Origin of the sequence: Streptomyces sp. NBC_01197 (assembly GCF_036010505.1) — a bacterium.
Taxonomy (GTDB): domain Bacteria; phylum Actinomycetota; class Actinomycetes; order Streptomycetales; family Streptomycetaceae; genus Streptomyces.
Window position 1 is genome coordinate 1,366,786 of the sequence record NZ_CP108569.1, and the last position, 12,918, is coordinate 1,379,703.

Genomic DNA, 12,918 nt, shown 5'->3' on the forward strand with positions numbered 1-12,918 from the left:
CTTCTGCAACCGGCGTGAGAGTCATGTCGGACATGGCTGTTACGTTTCCCGTATGACGGTTTACGGACGTGCCATCGCCCTCCTCGTGGACCGGCCGGAGCTGGCCGAAGTGGCCGCGTATTCCTTCGGTTTCGACGTGGCCGGGGCTGCGCACGGCGCGGCGGTCCGGCTGGCGTCGGGCGCGCCGCTGGAGACGGTGGCCGGGGACGGCACGGGCGGCACGTTCTTCGTGTGCGGCGGAGGGCCAGTGCTGTACGCCTCGGGCGGCGGCGCGGCCGGGCTCGTCGCCGCGAGCGCCGACGAGGCGCTGGAGCTGGCGATCGGGCTGCCCGGGTGGCTCGGTCTGCTGCATCTGTCCCCCTCCGGGCTCGGCGCGGCACTGCCGGCCGCCGCGCCGGAGGAGGCGATACGGGGTTCGCAGCCGGATCTCGACGGCCGGCGCGACGCACTGCGCGGGGCGCTGGGGCTGCCCGTCCGCTCCCCCGCCGAGCTGTTCGCCCGGCTGCACACGGCCCTGCTCCGTACCGAGCCGGACCATCTGCTGCTCGACACGGCCGGCGGCCGGGCCTTTGCCCGGCTCGATCCGCATCCGCGCACGCCCCTGCGCCAGACGGTGCTGAGTCCCGGCCTGGCCGATCTGGCCCGGCTGCGGGACGACACGGCGCAGTGGACCGAGGTGGCGGGCGACAAGGCGCGGCGCGCCACGGTGCTGCGTGCGGCGCAGTTCGACCGGCAGGACGGCGATCTGCCGCTGCTGCGGCGCCTGCTGGCGGCCGAGACCGCTGATACGGGGACAAGCGAGGAGCTGCGGCTCGCCGCCGTACTGGTCGCGTTGCACGGCAGCGCGGAGGATCTGCCGCTGCTGCGTGCTGCCCGCGCCGCCCCGCAGGCCCTCCGGTGGGGCCTGCCGGAGATACCCGAGCGGCCCGGAGCCTTCGTGGAGTGGGCGCGCGGGCTCGACGGCTCACACCTGGGCGAGGACCCCGCACGCGAGCCGGAGCTGACCTGGATACGGCTGGCCAGGAGGCAGGGCCGCACCGAGCTCGCGCGGGTGGCGCTGGTGCGCATCCTGGACGCCGCCGGCGAACAGACCGACCTGCTGCGGGTGTTGAGTGTCGAGCTGGAGGCGCTCGGCGACCTCCGCCAGGCGGCGCGCGCCCAGTCCGGGCACGCCGCTCTGGTGGACGAGCCGCGCGACCAGGGGGTGGCGTGCCGCAGGCTGGCCGAGCTCCAGCGGCGCACCGGTGACCTGCCGGCGGCCTGGCGGACTCTGCGGCCGGTCCCGGAGATCCTCGACACGGACGGTTCCGAGCGGCGGTGGCGGCGGCTGGGTCTGGGGCGGATGGTCGCCGCCGAGCACTTCGAGCTCGCTCTGGCAGCCGCTGGGGCGGGGCTCACGCCCATCGCGCTGGAGTCGCTGGCCGTCGCCAGGGAACTGCACGCCGGAATGGGCAAGTCCGCCCAGCGGAGTCTCGGCATGCTGGCCCAGGAGACGAAGTGGGCCGTGGCCCGGCTCAAGTAGCACCCGGCCCCGGCCGGTACCGCGCTGTTCAGCTGTCCGGGCACCAGTCAGCAGTCACCAGTCATCAGTCCAGGCTCCAGCGGCAGGCACGCTTCCGTACCTGCCGCCCGCGTAAGCCGCGTGACGCCCGTAACCCGCGCCCTGCTCACCGAGCCCTCGCCCGGCCGCACTGTGCCCGGCCCGCGACCCGGCTCGTCAGGCCGCGCTGCCGACGAGCTTGACCAGCCCGGTGACGGTGTCCGCCATCGCCTGCCGCCCGGCCTTGAGGTACTTCCGCGAGTCGACCGCCTCGGGCTGCGCCGTCAGCACCTCCCGGATCGCCGCGGTCATGGCGATGTTCAGCGCCGTACCGATGTTGACCTTGGCGATACCGCCGGTGACGGCCGCCGACAGTTCAGCGTCCGGCACCCCGGAGGAGCCGTGCAGAACCAGCGGCACACCCACGGCGTCCCGCAGCCTGCCGAGCAGCTCGTGGTCGAGGACCGCGGTGCGCGAGGTCATCGCGTGCGAGCTGCCGATCGCGACGGCGAGCGCGTCCACGCCGGACTCGGCCACAAAGGCGGCGGCCTCCTCCGGGCGGGTCCGCGCGCCGGGTGCGTGCGCGTCCAGCGGCGCCGCCCCGTCCTTGCCGCCGACCTCGCCCAGCTCGGCCTCGATCCAGAGCCCCTGGGCATGAGCCCAGGTGGCCGCGGAACGGGTCGCGGCGAGGTTCTCCGCGTACGGAAGGTGCGCGGCGTCGTACATCACCGAGCTGAACCCGGCGTCGGCTGCCTGCCGCAGCAGGGCGTCGCTCTTCACATGGTCGAGGTGGAGGGCGACCGGTACGGCTGCCGCCCCGGCCAGTTCGGCCGCGGCGCGGGCCAGCGGGAGCACCTGGCCCTGCCGGTACTTCACCGCGTTCTCGCTGATCTGGAGGATGACCGGGGAGCCCGCGGTCTCGGCCCCGGATATCACGGCCTCCGCGTGCTCCAGCGTGATGATGTTGAACGCGGCCACCGCGCCGCGCCGCGCGGCAGCGCCCGCGACCAGCGTTCCGCTCTCGGCAAGGGCCATCGCTCAGCCCTCGTCGAGGATGACGGAGCGGGTGAGGTGGCGCGGCGAGTCCGGGTCGAGGCCACGCGCGGCCGCGATGGCGACGGCGAGGCGCTGTGCCCGTACCAGCTCGGCGAGCGGGTCGAGACCGCCGGCCACCCACATCCCGCCGGTGGATCGGACCTGCTCCTCCAGACCCTCGGGAGTCTCGCCGAACATCCAGGTGGCGGTTCCCTCGGTGGTGATGCTGATCGGACCGTGTCGGTACTCCATGGCCGGGTACGCCTCGGTCCAGGACAGCGACGCCTCCCGCATCTTGAGCGCGGCTTCCTGCGCCAGGCCGTTGCTCCAGCCGCGGCCGAGGAAGGTGAACTGCGAGCAGTCGACGAGCCCTTCGGGCAGCGGCTCGGCGAGCGCCGTCCGTCCGTCGGCCACGACGGCGTCCGTGTGGAGGCGGAGGTGGGCGCGGAGCAGGGTGAGCGTCGTGGTGGCGAACCGGGTCTGGACGACGGACTGCTCGTCGGCGAAGTCGAGAACGACGATGTCGTCCGCGGCCTCCATGACCGGGGTCTTGGGGTCACCGGTGATGGCGGTCGTCCGGGCCTGCCCGCGTACCCTGCCGAGGAGTTCGAGCACCTCGGTCGTGGTGCCCGAGCGGCTGAGCGCGATCACCCGGTCATAGGTGCGGCTGAAGGGGAACTCGGACGCCGCGAAGGCGTCGGTCTCACCCTGGCCGGCCCCCTCCCGCAGCGCGGCCACGGCCTGCGCCATGAACCACGAGGTACCGCAGCCGACGATCGCGACGCGCTCCCCGGCGGCCGGCAGCGCCGCCGCCTGGCTCCCGGCCAGCGCCGCGGCGCGCTCCCAGCACTCGGGCTGACTGGCCAGCTCGTTCTGGACATGGCTCATGCTGATCCACCCCTCAAGGTAATGATTGTTTCTGCAAGATACTGCGTTGTTTCAAGCACAATCAAGCAAGTAGACGTTTCTGGGTTAAGGTCACAGCGTTCCACCGAAGAGGAGAGTGCGAGAGATGTCCCAGTCCCGCGACGCGCGTTGGAAGGCACTCCTGGAACTGCTCGTCGAGCAGGGCCGTCTCGATGTCGAAGCGGCGGCTCTCGCGCTCGATGTCTCGGCCGCCACCATCAGGCGCGATTTCGACCAACTCGCCCAGCAGCAGATGCTGGTGCGCACCCGTGGCGGCGCCGTCGTCCACGGTGTCAGCTATGAACTCCCGCTGCGCTACAAGACTGCCCGGCGCGCCTCCGAGAAGCAGCGCATCGCGCAGGCCGTGGCCGAGCTGATCACCGCGGGCGAGGCGGTCGGCCTGACCGGCGGCACCACCACCACGGAGGTGGCACGCGCGCTCGCCGTCCGGCCCGACCTGGCGTCCGGCACCCCGGCGCTCACCGTGGTGACCAACGCGCTGAACATCGCCAACGAGCTGGCGATCAGGCCCCAGTTCAAGATCGTGGTGACCGGCGGGGTGGCCCGCCCCCAGTCGTACGAGCTGACGGGCCCCCTAGCCGACGGCGTACTCGGCCAGATCACCATGGACACCGCCGTGCTCGGGGTCAACGGCTTCGACGTCGTCCACGGCGCCGCCGCGCACCACGAGGACGAGGCGGGCATCAACCGGCTGCTGTGCGAGCGCGCCGAGCGGGTGGTCGTCGCAGCGGACTCCACCAAGCTCGGGACCCGCGCCTTCGCCAGGATCTGCACCACCGGCCAGGTGGACACCCTGGTCACGGACACCGGCATCAGTGAGGAGATGACCACTCTCTTCACCGATGCCGGTGTCGAGGTCATCGCGGTGTGAGCGCCTGAGCCGCGTCCGGCGCGCCCCGCTGCTGGCCCGACTCGAAGTAGGCGATCAGCTCCGGGTCCAGCGGCGGCACGTCGTACGGCGCCCCGCCGGCCCGCAGCGACTGCGTGGCCATCACTCCGGCGGCCACGCTCATCCGGGCGGCGACCGGCGAGGTGTCGGTCACCCCGCCGTCCCTGGCGAACCGGCAGAACTCGGCGATGATCCGCTCGTCGGAACCGCCGTGCGAGCCCTTCGAATCCGGCACCTTGTAGACCACGTCGGCGTCGGCCCGGTAGCCGGTCGGCCCGGTGTTCCAGACCCTGACCTCGTCGCCGGGCCGGTCGCCGAAGTTCTCCAGCCGCCCCTCGGTCCCGATGACCGTGTAGTTGCGGAAGTAGTCGGGGCTGAAGTGGCACTGCTGGTAGGCGGCGATCACGCCGTTGTCCAGCCGCATGTTCATGACCGACACATCCTCGACGTCCACCACGTGGTGGAGGTCCTTGCGGGTGGCAGGCGGCCAGTCGAACTCCCTCAGCCAGCCATCGGGCCGCGGGGTGCCCGGCTCGCGGCGCGGCAGGTCCCCGTACATCATCAGGTCGCCCATGGCGTTGACGCGCGAGGTGTAGCCGTTGGCCAGCCAGTGCACCACGTCGATGTCATGGGCGGCCTTCTGGAGCAGCAGCCCGGTGGTGCGGGTGCGGTCGGCGTGCCAGTCCTTGAAGTAGTAGTCGCCGCCGTACGAGACGAAGTGCCGCACCCACACGGTCTTCGGCTCACCGATGTCGCCGCGCGCGATGATGTCGCGCATCAGCCGCACCACACCCATGTGCCGCATGTTGTGGCCGACGTAGAGCCGGGTGCCGGTCTCGTGGGCGGTGCGCAGGATGGTGTCGCACTGCTCGACGGTGATGCCGAGCGGCTTCTCCACGTACACCGGCCTGCCCGAACGCAGGATGTCGCAGGCGACGGCCTCGTGGGTGTCGTCGGGGGTGGCAACGATGACGGCATCGACGATGTCGCCGTCGAGCAGCTTGCGGTAGTCGTCCACCGCGACCGCCCCGGCGAACCGGTCCGCCACCTTGGCACGTACGGCGGGGTCGGTGTCGGCGACGGCGGTCACGACGGACCCGGCGCCGGGACGGTGGGCGGCATCGGCCAGATTGGCCCGCAGACCGAGGCCGACCACACCGATACGGAGGTCTTGCATGGTGCTCCTTGAACGCGGTTGTGCGGATGCGGTGGTAGTACGTCCGGTCACTTGGTGGTCAGCGCGATGGACTTCTCGAACTCCGCGCGGATCTTGTCACCGCCGCCGGAGCGCCAGGTGCGCACCAGACCGTCGTACGCCGAGAGCGGCTTGCGCCCGGCGACGATGTCCTTGATGCCGTCGTTGACGGCCATCGTCAGGGAGGCTCCCTGGCTGGCGTTCGTGTCGGAGTAGTGGCCGACCGTCGGGTTGATCACGGCCATGGCGATGAGCTTCTTCTGCCAGTCGTGGATGCGGCGGGTCAGATCGGCCTGGCCCGGCAGGTAGAGGTACTCGGGCGCGTTGGCCAGGAAGGAGACCGGCATACCCGTCGTCACGGCTTCCGCGTTGCCCTTGTCCGTCAGCTCGACGTCGCCCTTCGCGGTGCGGTGGAAGTGCGTTCCCTCGATCCCGTTGTCGAGGAACAGCCGCTCCTCGGTGCCGAACGGGGCCGCGAGGTAGTCGAGAACGTTGAGGAGCATCTCCAGACGCTTCTTGTCGGCCTTCTTGTTGATCGCGGTGAAGCCGACCGAGCCGAGACCGTAGTAGAAGTGCGGGGTCACCCCGGCTTTCGCCGCGAACGGAAGGATTACCCCGAAGGGGAAGTCGTACGTCTTGACGTCCACCAGGAAGGAGGGAAAGGACTGGACGTACGCACCGAGAGAACCCTGCGCCATCTTCTCGCGCGTCGTGGTGAGGTTCGGGTCCGGCCAGAACAGCCCGGCCTTGCTCACCTTCACGCCGAATTCCAGCGCCTCACGGTATTCATCGGTCTCGAACTGGTGGACCAGCTTGCCGTTCTTGAGCGACCACGTGGCGGGGGCGCCGAACCACTGGGCGTACATGCCGACATGGTTCACATAGGCGGGTTCCAGAACGTACTTGTGGCGCTTGACGTCCAGCAGTTCCTTGCCCTTGGCGAGGAAGTCCTCGGCACTGGTGAAAGCCGCACCGCCGACCGGCTTCCAGAAGTCCTCATTGGTGACATAGACCTGACCCATACGGCCGTACGCCACCGGGACGCCGAAGATCTTGCCGTTGATGACGGCCGTCTTCCAGGCGAATTCCGGGAGGTTGGCGAGGTTCGGGTACTTCTTGACGGCGTCCCCAGAAAGGTGCGCGGTGAGGTCCTGGAACTTCGCGTCCAGCAGTTCGGGGATCCGGCGCAGCCCCTGGTTCGGGGGAATCCACACGAGGTCGGGGATCTCGCCGCCCGCTATCGCCGCGTTGAACTTGGACGAGTAGCTGTCGTCGGTGGTCTCGACGACGATGTTCATCCTGAATTCCGAACCCAGGCGCTTGTTGAGCTCTTTCCAGTACGCGTTCTTCCCCATCGCGGGGGCCGGCGTCGTGAAGGTCTCCGTCAGAGCGGTGATCGGTGAGCCGTCGCCGGGCGGCGCGGCGACCGACTTGACCAGGTTCTTCGGGTAGCGGAGGTAGGCGGCGTCCAGGCCCTCGGCGCTGCCCGCGAGGTCCGGCGCCGCGACCTTGGCGGGCACGTACGTCGGGAGTTTGACCTTGTTGAACGCTTCGGCGCCCTTGCCCGCGGCGGCAGTCCCGGTGGAACACCCGGTGAGCGTCGACATTCCGGTGGCGGCGAGCCCGACGACGCCCGCGGCGCCGAGGAACGTACGCCGGTTGACGTGCTGAGAAGACATGATTCTCCTGGGAAGGCAGGATCGGTGAGAGAGGTCAGCCCTTGACGGCGCCCGTGAGGACACCCTTGGCGAAGTGCTTCTGCAGGAACGGATAGACCAGCAGGATCGGCACGAGCGCGATGATGAGCACGGCCATCTGGAGCGAGATCGAGGGCGGCAGCACATTCACGCCGAGTGCGTGCGCGTTGATCGTCTCGCCCTGGACGACATACGAGCGCAGGATGACCTGGAGCGGGTATTTCCCCGAGTCGTTCATGAACAGCAGGGCGTTGAAGAAACTGTTCCAGTAACTGACCGCGTAGAAGAGCCCCGCCACCGCGATGACGGCCTTGGAGAGCGGCAGCACGATGCGCCAGAGAATGGCCAGTTCACCCGCACCGTCGAGCCGTGCGGCCTCGTACAGCTCGGTGGGAATTCCCTGGAAGAACGCCCGCACCACGATCACGTTGAACACATTGAGCAGGACCGGCAGGATCAGCGACGCATAACTGTCGAGCAGACCGAGTTGCTGCACCACGAGATACGTGGGAATGATGCCCGGCGCGAAGAGGAAGGTGCCGAGCACGATCAGCAGGATGGGCTTGCCCATCAGCATCCCGGGCCGGGAGAGGCCGTAGGCCAGCGTGACCGTGCAGAGGAGGCTGAGCGCGGTGCCGATCAGGGTGATCCCGATGCTCACCAGTGTCGCCCGGGTCACCACACCGCCCTGGAGCAGCACGCTGTACGCCTGGAACGTCGGGTGGTGCGGGATGAGGACGTAACCGCCGCGCGCCTCCAGCTCCTTCTGGCCGGCCAGGCTGGTGCCGAGCGCCAGCAGGAACGGGTACGTCACCATGACCACGATCAGGGCGAGCGCGAGCGCCTTCGCACCCTGGCCGAACCAGCTGGGGCGCTCCATCCACGGCGGCCGCTGCCCGCCGGACCGCAGCCGGGCCAGGTAGTTCTCTCGCTTGGGAGAGACTGACGTGGTCATCGGTAGACCCCCTGCTCACCGAAGCGGTGAGCCAGCTTGTTCGCCGCGACGATCAGCCCGAGGCCGATCACGCCCTTCATCAGCCCTGCGGCCGTGCTCATGCCCCAGTCCCCGTCGATCACGCCGTGGTAGTAGACGTAGGTGTCGAGCACTTCCGACGCATCGGGTCCCACCGCGTCGCGCTGGAGCAGCATCTGCTCGAAACCGACCGAGAGGATGTCGCCGAGGCGCAGGATCAGCATCATGATGATCACCGGCCGGATCCCGGGCAGGGTGACGTGCCACATGCGCCGCCAGGTGCCCGCGCCGTCCATCGCGGCCGACTCGTACTGCGTCATGTCGATGGAGGCCATCGCGGCGAGGAAGATGATCGCGCCGTAACCGCAGTCCTTCCAGATCATCTCCGAGGTGACGAGCACCTTGAAGGTGTCCGGGTTGCTCATGATGTTGCCGACCGCGAGGCCGTGGTTCTGCAGCAGGCTGGTGACCGTGCCGGTACCCCCGAAGACCTGCTGGAACATCGCCACGACCACGACCCAGGACAGGAAATGCGGGAGGTACACGACGGTCTGGACGAGCCGCCTGACCTTCTCCCCGACCAGGGAGTTGAGCAGCAGCGCCAGGGCGATGGGGGCCGGGAAGTAGAGGATCAGCTGGAGGACGGTGATCTCCAGCGTGTTGCGCACGGCGGACCAGAACTCCGGCTGGGCGAGCAGCGCGGTGAAGTTCTGGAAGCCGACGAACGGGCTCGACTTGAAGCCGAGGAACGGCTGGTAGTCCTGGAACGCGACGACGTTGCCGGCCAGCGGCAGATAGAAGAACACCGCGAAGTACAGGACGCCCGGCACACAGAGCAGCAGAAGCATACGGTCACGCCGGAACCGCTGACGGAACGACTTCCGCCCGTGAGGGCTTCCGGCCGGGGGTACGACCGGGGAAGACGGCGCAGCGGGGTCAGAGGCTTCTGGCTGAGATGTGGCCGGACGGGGCGAAGTGGGCACAGCGGCCGACACAGTCACCTCCGCGTAGAGGGTGGTCAGGGGGACGCAGACCTGACGAACCCCGCCCATAGCGGAATCTGGTGTTCTGGCCTGCAAGATGCACTGATCCTGCACTGCCTGAGATAGAAATGACAAGAGCTGCTCGAAAAAACCTTTGACAGCGCAGTTACGAGCACGCTCCACGCACTCTTCGAGCACGGAACGGTCTCTGACCTGCACGGCAGGGGATCGCGGTGTCGCTTCAGCCGCCCTCGCCCCCAACTGGGCGGCGGAGGAACGGAGTACGCGCGGCGCGGGTGTCAGGAGTGCGCGCGGGCGCCGGTGCCAGAGGCACGCACCGGAGTACGCCGTGCGCGGGTGTCAGTGACCGACGGCGACCGCGGTGCGGATCAGTCCGTCCTGGATCGTCCAGGTTCCGTCGAACCGGGTGAGCGACTTTCCCGCGACCACGGGGCCGGGTACGAGCAGCTGTGCGGTGAACGTGCCCGCCTCCGGGTCCGGGGTGATCACGGCATCCTCGAAACCGAGCCACCGGCCGGTGATGGGGTACCAGGCCTTGTACACGCTCTCCTTGGCGCTGAAGAGCAGCCGGTCCCAGCAGACTTCCGGGCGCCGGGCGGCCAGCTCCGGCAGCTGCCGCCGCTCCTCGGCCACGGTGACCAGCAGCAACTCCCCCTGGCCCGGCATCGGGAGGTGGGGCTCGGCGTCCATGCCGAGCGACACCACGTCGGTCGCGCGGGCCACGACGGCTGCACGGTACCCGGCGCAGTGCGTCATGGCGCCGACGATCCCGGCGGGCCACAGCGGCTCGCCCCGGGCGCCGCGCAGGATGGCGGCGGGCGCCACGCCGAGCTGGGCCAGCGCAGCCCGGGCGCAGGCCCGGGCCGTCGCGAACTCGGCCCTGCGGGAGGGCACCGCGCGCGCCACCAACTGCTCCTCCCCGGGGAGGAGCGGGGCCGTCTCCGCGGGGTCGCCGTAGGACTCGACCAGCACGACCGGCCCGGTACTCAACTCCCCCGCGCCCGGCGCGAACGGCCCGAACCTGCCGGTCCGCAGACCGGGTCCGGGGCTGCCCCCCGACTGCGTCATCCGCACGGTCATATCCTCAACCCGCTGGAGAGCAGGGCCAGTTGGCGGGCAAAGAGCTCGGCGAGATCTTCGGCGCCGCCGCCCTCCGTCCAGTACCGGACGACCGCCGAGAAGACAGCGGTGATCGCCGCGGCGGCGCAGTGCACCTCAAGGTCGCCCGGTTCGCGGCCCGTTCGCTCCACGATCAGTGCGGCGACGGCGTCCTGGCTGCGCAGCTGCTGGTCCGCCGCACGCACCCTGACGGCGGGAACAGTGAAGGCGAGCCGGGTCCTGAACAGCAGTTCTTCCCGGTCGGCGCCCAGGAGTTGGGCCATCGAGCCGGTGAAAGCGTGCCGGACGGCGTCAACGACCGGTTCGCCGGCCGGCCGGGACTTCAGCGCCTCGGCGAGCACCGGTGTGTACTCGTCGACGAGGACCACGTCCTCCTTGGTGGGGAAGTACCGGAAGAACGTACTGGGCGAGACCTCGGCCGCCTCGGCGATCCGGTCGACCGTCGTCGCCGCGTACCCCTGCTCGGCGAAGAGGCGGTACGCCTCACGCCGGATGGTCTGCCGGGTCTTCAGCTTCTTGCGCTCGCGCAGCCCGGGAGCGGGCGTCGCGGAGGCGGTCGGGGTCTCCGTGGGGCTCATACCGGTGATTCTCCGTGCCCGGGCCCCCGGGTGGCCACCTCGGGTGCCGTTTCCGCGGTCACCGCCGGGAGGGCGGACGCGGGCGGGGCCCCGCGGCACCGTAGCCGCGGGGCCCCGCCCGGTGAATCTCAGCCCGCGTCCGGCGTCAGCCGCAGCGAGATGGAGTTGATGCAGTACCGCTGGTCGGTCGGGGTCGGATAGCCCTCACCCTCGAAGACATGCCCGAGGTGCGAGCCGCACTTCGCGCAGCGCACCTCGATCCGGCGCATCCCGAGCGAGTTGTCCTCGATCAGTTCGACCGCGTCCGTGTCCTTCGGGTCGTAGAAGGACGGCCAGCCGCAGTGCGATTCGAACTTGGTGTCCGAGCGGAAGAGCTCGGCGTCGCAGGCCCGGCACGAGTAGACACCGGTCGTCTTCGTGTCCGTGTACTCGCCGACGAAGGCAGGCTCGGTGCCGGCCTTGCGCAGCACGGCGTACTCCGCTTCGGACAGCTCGGCCCGCCACTGCTCGTCCGGCTTCTCGATGTCGTACGGCATGGGGCTCCCTCAGCTCGACAGGTGGTCCAGGATCCGCGGGCCGAGGTCGGTGACGTCGCCCGCTCCCATGGTGAGAACGAGATCACCGGGCTTCGCCATTCCCGCGACGGTCGCCGGGACCTGCTCCTTGTCATGGACGGCCGTGACGTCGGCGCCTGCCGCGCGGGCGGCGTCGATGATCACCTCGCTGGTGATGCCCGGGATCGGGTCCTCGCGGGCCGGGTAGATGTCCAGGACCACCGAGGCGTCCGCGAGGCGCAGCGCCTGGCCCATCTCGATGCCCAGTTCCTGGGTGCGGGAGAACAGGTGGGGCTGGAAGACCACCAGGATCCGCGCGTCGCCGACCGCGCCGCGCATCGCTTCGAGGTCGGCGGTCATCTCGGTGGGGTGATGGGCGTACGAGTCGACGACCTGGACCCCTGCCGCTTCGCCCTTGAGCTGGAGGCGGCGCTTGACCCCGGTGTACTTGCCGAGCGCGGACGCCAGGTTGTGCGCCGGGATACCGAGGGCGACACCGGCGGCCAGGGCGGCGACCGCGTTGTGGGCGTAGTGGCGGCCGGGGACGGAGACCGTGAAGGTCAGGAACTTCCCGTTGAGCAGGACCGTGACCTCGCTGGTCAGACCGCGCGGGGTGACCTTGTGGACGCGTACGTCGGCCGTGTCGGACGCGCCGTAGGTGACGACCTTCAGGGTGGAGAGGTCGCGGACCCGGGCGGTCAGTTCGACCGCGCCCGGCTGGTCGGCGTTGATCACCAGGGTGCCGCCGGGGACGATCTTGCCCACGAAGGTCTCGAACGAGTCGTAGATCTCGCCCATGGAGGCGTAGTTGGCGTGGTGGTCCAGCTCGACGTTGAGGACGACGGCGACCTCGGGGTCGTACTTCTGGAAGCTGCGGTCGCTCTCGTCGGCCTCCGCGACGAAGATGTCGCCCTTGCCGTGCCGGGCGTTCGTGCCGGGGCCGGCGAGGTCGCCGCCGATCGCGTACGCCGGGTCGAGTGCGAGCTCGGTCAGGGCCACGGCGAGCATCGAGGTGGTCGTCGTCTTGCCGTGCGTGCCGGCCACCGCGATGGAGCGCAGCCCCCGCATCAGCGAGGCGAGCGCGTCCGAGCGGTGCACTACCGGGATGGACAGCTCCGCGGCGCGGACCAGCTCCGGGTTGTCCTCGCGGATGGCGCTGGAGACGACGACGCAGGTCGCGTCGTCGGCCAGATGCCCGGCCGCGTGGCCCACGTGCACCGTCACGCCCAGCCCGCGCAGCGCCTCGGCGGCCGGGGAGTCACGGGCGTCGCTGCCGGCCACCTGGGCGCCGCGCTGGGCGAGGATCTTCGCGATGCCCGACATCCCGGCGCCGCCGATGCCGATGAAGTGCGGTCGGTCCATGGCGGTCGGGCTACCGGGTGCCATACGGGTGTCTCCCCAAGCTGT

Annotated in this window: 12 protein-coding genes; 2 read left to right on the top strand and 10 right to left on the bottom strand. The window is 70.0% G+C overall.

What is annotated here, in order from left to right; genetic code table 11:
- The first annotated feature begins 52 nt into the window (after positions 1-52).
- Complete coding sequence (locus tag OG452_RS06180) at positions 53-1,522, top strand: hypothetical protein (RefSeq protein ID WP_327294605.1); 1,470 nt, start codon at positions 53-55, stop codon at positions 1,520-1,522.
- Between the two features lie 195 nt (positions 1,523-1,717).
- Here the strand turns inward: OG452_RS06180 and OG452_RS06185 are convergent, their stop codons facing one another.
- Together OG452_RS06185 and OG452_RS06190 are read right to left on the bottom strand one after the other, a co-directional pair.
- Positions 1,718-2,575, bottom strand: a complete 858-nt coding sequence (locus tag OG452_RS06185; RefSeq protein ID WP_327294606.1) for a class II fructose-bisphosphate aldolase — start codon at positions 2,573-2,575, stop codon at positions 1,718-1,720.
- 3 nt (positions 2,576-2,578) lie between these two features.
- A complete protein-coding gene (locus OG452_RS06190; protein WP_327294607.1) occupies positions 2,579-3,463 on the bottom strand; it encodes an SIS domain-containing protein in 885 nt (294 codons plus the stop codon).
- Positions 3,464-3,587: 124 nt separating this feature from the next.
- Here OG452_RS06190 and OG452_RS06195 point away from each other — a divergent pair, with 124 nt between their 5' ends.
- Positions 3,588-4,373 (top strand): DeoR/GlpR family DNA-binding transcription regulator, encoded by a 786-nt coding sequence (locus tag OG452_RS06195; RefSeq protein WP_327294608.1) that lies wholly within the window; start codon positions 3,588-3,590, stop codon positions 4,371-4,373.
- On the opposite strand, the gene OG452_RS06200 is transcribed toward OG452_RS06195, so the two are convergent.
- The 8 genes from OG452_RS06200 to murC form a co-directional block, all read right to left on the bottom strand.
- Positions 4,360-5,568, bottom strand: a complete 1,209-nt coding sequence (locus tag OG452_RS06200) for a Gfo/Idh/MocA family protein (RefSeq protein ID WP_327294609.1) — start codon at positions 5,566-5,568, stop codon at positions 4,360-4,362. The genes OG452_RS06195 and OG452_RS06200 overlap by 14 nt on opposite strands.
- A gap of 47 nt (positions 5,569-5,615) precedes the next feature.
- Complete coding sequence (locus tag OG452_RS06205) at positions 5,616-7,265, bottom strand: extracellular solute-binding protein (protein WP_327294610.1); 1,650 nt, start codon at positions 7,263-7,265, stop codon at positions 5,616-5,618.
- Positions 7,266-7,299: 34 nt separating this feature from the next.
- Complete coding sequence (locus OG452_RS06210) at positions 7,300-8,238, bottom strand: carbohydrate ABC transporter permease (RefSeq protein WP_405563968.1); 939 nt, start codon at positions 8,236-8,238, stop codon at positions 7,300-7,302.
- A complete protein-coding gene (locus OG452_RS06215) occupies positions 8,235-9,308 on the bottom strand; it encodes an ABC transporter permease (protein WP_327294611.1) in 1,074 nt (357 codons plus the stop codon). Before OG452_RS06215 ends, OG452_RS06210 begins: the two co-directional genes overlap by 4 nt.
- A 291-nt stretch (positions 9,309-9,599) precedes the next feature.
- Positions 9,600-10,328 carry a 4'-phosphopantetheinyl transferase family protein gene (locus OG452_RS06220; protein WP_327294612.1) on the bottom strand — a complete coding sequence of 243 codons (729 nt, stop codon included), beginning with the start codon at positions 10,326-10,328 and terminating at the stop codon, positions 9,600-9,602.
- Between the two features lie 8 nt (positions 10,329-10,336).
- Positions 10,337-10,957 carry an acyl-CoA-like ligand-binding transcription factor gene (locus tag OG452_RS06225; RefSeq protein WP_327294613.1) on the bottom strand — a complete coding sequence of 207 codons (621 nt, stop codon included), beginning with the start codon at positions 10,955-10,957 and terminating at the stop codon, positions 10,337-10,339.
- 128 nt (positions 10,958-11,085) lie between these two features.
- A complete protein-coding gene (msrB, locus tag OG452_RS06230) occupies positions 11,086-11,493 on the bottom strand; it encodes a peptide-methionine (R)-S-oxide reductase MsrB (RefSeq protein WP_327294614.1) in 408 nt (135 codons plus the stop codon).
- 9 nt (positions 11,494-11,502) lie between these two features.
- Positions 11,503-12,897 (bottom strand): UDP-N-acetylmuramate--L-alanine ligase, encoded by a 1,395-nt coding sequence (murC, locus tag OG452_RS06235; RefSeq protein WP_327294615.1) that lies wholly within the window; start codon positions 12,895-12,897, stop codon positions 11,503-11,505.
- Between the last annotated feature and the right edge of the window lie 21 nt (positions 12,898-12,918).

Bases quoted from the DNA above. Each gene is read 5' to 3' on its own strand.
- OG452_RS06190 (WP_327294607.1), bottom strand. From the start codon at position 3,463: ATGAGCCATGTCCAGAACGAGCTGGCCAGTCAGCCCGAGTGCTGGGAG.
- OG452_RS06200 (WP_327294609.1), bottom strand. From the start codon at position 5,568: ATGCAAGACCTCCGTATCGGTGTGGTCGGCCTCGGTCTGCGGGCCAAT.
- OG452_RS06220 (WP_327294612.1), bottom strand. From the start codon at position 10,328: ATGACGCAGTCGGGGGGCAGCCCCGGACCCGGTCTGCGGACCGGCAGG.
- OG452_RS06210 (WP_405563968.1), bottom strand. From the start codon at position 8,238: ATGACCACGTCAGTCTCTCCCAAGCGAGAGAACTACCTGGCCCGGCTG.
- msrB (WP_327294614.1), bottom strand. From the start codon at position 11,493: ATGCCGTACGACATCGAGAAGCCGGACGAGCAGTGGCGGGCCGAGCTG.
- OG452_RS06195 (WP_327294608.1), top strand. From the start codon at position 3,588: ATGTCCCAGTCCCGCGACGCGCGTTGGAAGGCACTCCTGGAACTGCTC.
- OG452_RS06180 (WP_327294605.1), top strand. From the start codon at position 53: ATGACGGTTTACGGACGTGCCATCGCCCTCCTCGTGGACCGGCCGGAG.
- OG452_RS06205 (WP_327294610.1), bottom strand. From the start codon at position 7,265: ATGTCTTCTCAGCACGTCAACCGGCGTACGTTCCTCGGCGCCGCGGGC.
- murC (WP_327294615.1), bottom strand. From the start codon at position 12,897: ATGGCACCCGGTAGCCCGACCGCCATGGACCGACCGCACTTCATCGGC.
- OG452_RS06185 (WP_327294606.1), bottom strand. From the start codon at position 2,575: ATGGCCCTTGCCGAGAGCGGAACGCTGGTCGCGGGCGCTGCCGCGCGG.
- OG452_RS06225 (WP_327294613.1), bottom strand. From the start codon at position 10,957: ATGAGCCCCACGGAGACCCCGACCGCCTCCGCGACGCCCGCTCCCGGG.
- OG452_RS06215 (WP_327294611.1), bottom strand. From the start codon at position 9,308: ATGGGCGGGGTTCGTCAGGTCTGCGTCCCCCTGACCACCCTCTACGCG.